The organism is Paracoccus aerius (genome assembly GCF_014656455.1).
GTDB classification, from domain to species: Bacteria; Pseudomonadota; Alphaproteobacteria; order Rhodobacterales; family Rhodobacteraceae; genus Paracoccus; species Paracoccus aerius.
In genome coordinates this window covers 1-1,178 of record NZ_BNCL01000087.1, presented here as the reverse complement: position 1 = coordinate 1,178, position 1,178 = coordinate 1, and the positions used below count along the sequence as shown (strand labels likewise).

Sequence of the window (1,178 nt, the reverse complement as noted above, 5' to 3'; positions counted from 1 at the left end):
CTGACCATCCGGCGCGGTCCCTCCGCGCCGGATGGTCCCCTGCACTCAAGGAAACCGCCATGACCAGCATCGACCTGCTTCCTGCCCGCCAGACGATCTCGGACGCCTTTCCGGGCTTTGCGGTGTCGGTCCTGGTGGCGGCGACGGCGCAGTTCCTGTCCGAGCATTACGGCGCGCCGGCGATGCTCTTGGCGCTGCTGCTGGGCTTGGCGCTGAACTTCCTGGCCGAGGAGGGAACCCGGACCGCGCCGGGCGTTGCGCTGACGGCGCGCACGGTGCTGCGGCTGGGGGTGGCGCTTCTGGGGGCGCGGATCAGTGTGGACATGCTGGCAGGCCTTGGCGGGCCAGCGATTGCCTTGGTGGTCGCGGGCGTGGTGCTGACCATCCTGTTCGGCCTGATCGCCGCGCGTTTTGTAAACCGAGGCTGGCGCTTTGCACTGCTGACCGGCGGCTCGGTGGCGATCTGCGGGGCCTCGGCCGCCATGGCGATCGCCGCGGTGCTGCCGCGCCATAAATGGTCCGAACGCGACCTGGCCTTTACGGTGCTGTCGGTGACGGTGTTGTCCACAGTAGCGATGGTGCTTTACCCGATGCTGTCGGATCTGTTCGGCTTTACGCCCCGCGACAGCGGTGTGTTCCTGGGCGGCACCATCCATGACGTGGCCCAGGTGGTCGGCGCGGGCTTTTCCATCGGTTCCGAAACAGGCGAGACAGCAACGCTGGTCAAGCTGATCCGCGTGTCGATGCTGGCGCCAGTGGTGCTGTGCTTCTCGCTGGTGATCCGCGCGCGCGGGCTGGCAGACCAGGAAGGCGGCAAGCGCCCGCCGCTGCTGCCGGGCTTTGTTCTCGGCTTTCTGGTGCTGGCGGCGCTGAACTCGGTCGGCGTGATCCCGGTGGTCCTGGCGGACTGGGCGGGCGTTCTCAGCCGCTGGGCGCTGCTGATCGCCATCGCCGCCGTGGGCATCAAGACCTCGCTCAAGCGGATGCTCGACGTCGGCGGCGTGGCCATTGGCCTGATTGTCGCCGAAACCATCTTCCTCGGCGTCTTTGTCGTCGCCGGTCTCCACTTCCTCAGCTGAAAGGCATCCTGCCATGAAACCGCTGGACCGCATCCTCACCGCAGCACGCGCCAACCCGCGCCATATCATCCTGCCCGAAGGCCGCGATCCCCGTGTGGC

General features: G+C 67.6%; 1 protein-coding gene. It reads left to right on the top strand.

Annotated elements, in window-relative coordinates:
* Nucleotides 1-59 precede the first annotated feature (59 nt).
* A complete protein-coding gene (locus IE224_RS20800) occupies nt 60-1,079 on the top strand; it encodes a YeiH family protein (protein ID WP_191313428.1) in 1,020 nt (339 codons plus the stop codon).
* Nucleotides 1,080-1,178: the final 99 nt, after the last annotated feature.